Annotated in this window: 1 protein-coding gene; it reads right to left on the bottom strand. The window is 57.0% G+C overall.

Annotated features, from left to right (window positions below; all coding sequences use genetic code 11):
- Position 1 precedes the first annotated feature (1 nt).
- Positions 2-1,186, bottom strand: coding sequence for an elongation factor Tu (gene tuf / locus A7P95_RS00015; RefSeq protein ID WP_067589334.1), 1,185 nt, complete (start codon positions 1,184-1,186; stop codon positions 2-4).
- Position 1,187 lies beyond the last annotated feature (1 nt).

Below are 1,187 nucleotides of genomic sequence, written 5' to 3' on the forward strand. Positions count from 1 at the left end.
CTTAAGCAATCACAGAAGCAACCACACCGGCACCTACCGTACGGCCACCTTCGCGAATCGCAAAGCGCAGACCTTCTTCCATCGCAATCGGGGCAATCAGTTCTACGGTAATGGTTACGTTCTCACCAGGCATTACCATCTCTACGCCGGGTTCGAGCTCTACGGCACCAGTTACGTCGGTGGTGCGGAAGTAGAACTGCGGGCGGTAGTTAGCAAAGAACGGTGTGTGACGGCCGCCTTCTTCTTTGCTCAATACATACACTTCGGCTTTGAACTTGGTGTGCGGGGTGATGCTGCCGGGTTTGGCCAATACTTGGCCGCGCTCTACTTCTTCGCGTTTGGTGCCGCGCAGCAGTACGCCTACGTTGTCGCCTGCCTGGCCTTCATCGAGCAGTTTGCGGAACATTTCGACGCCGGTGCAGGTAGTTTTCTGGGTGGGTTTCAAACCGACGATTTCGATTTCGTCGCCAACGTGGATGACGCCGCGTTCTACACGGCCGGTTACCACGGTGCCACGGCCGGAGATGGAGAATACGTCTTCAATCGGCAGCAGGAAGGGTTTGTCAATGGCGCGCTCGGGGGTGGGGATGTAACTGTCGAGGGCGGCGGCCAGTTCGAAGATTTTTTCTTTGTAGCCGGCATCGCCTTCGAGGGCTTTGAGGGCGGAACCTTGTATGATGGGGCAGTCATCGCCGGGGAAGTCGTAGCTGGAGAGCAGGTCGCGGATTTCCATTTCTACGAGTTCGAGCAGCTCGGCGTCATCTACCATGTCGCATTTGTTCATGAATACGAGGATGTAGGGTACGCCTACCTGACGGGCGAGCAGGATGTGTTCGCGGGTCTGGGGCATGGGGCCGTCGGCGGCGGATACAACGAGGATGGCACCGTCCATCTGGGCGGCACCGGTAATCATGTTTTTCACGTAGTCGGCGTGTCCGGGGCAGTCTACGTGAGCGTAGTGCCGGGTCTCGGTTTCGTATTCTACGTGGGCGGTGTTGATGGTGATGCCGCGGGCTTTTTCTTCCGGGGCGTTGTCAATCTGGTCGTAGGCTTTAGCCTGTCCGCCAAATTTCTCGGCCAAAATGGTGGTCAGCGCTGCGGTCAGCGTGGTCTTACCATGGTCAACGTGACCAATGGTGCCAACGTTTACGTGCGGCTTGCTACGTTCGAATTTTTCCTTAGCCATG

Origin of the sequence: Eikenella longinqua (assembly GCF_001648355.1) — a bacterium.
In the GTDB taxonomy this organism is placed as follows: domain Bacteria; phylum Pseudomonadota; class Gammaproteobacteria; order Burkholderiales; family Neisseriaceae; genus Eikenella; species Eikenella longinqua.

Bases quoted from the DNA above. Each gene is read 5' to 3' on its own strand.
- tuf (WP_067589334.1), bottom strand. From the start codon at position 1,186: ATGGCTAAGGAAAAATTCGAACGTAGCAAGCCGCACGTAAACGTTGGC.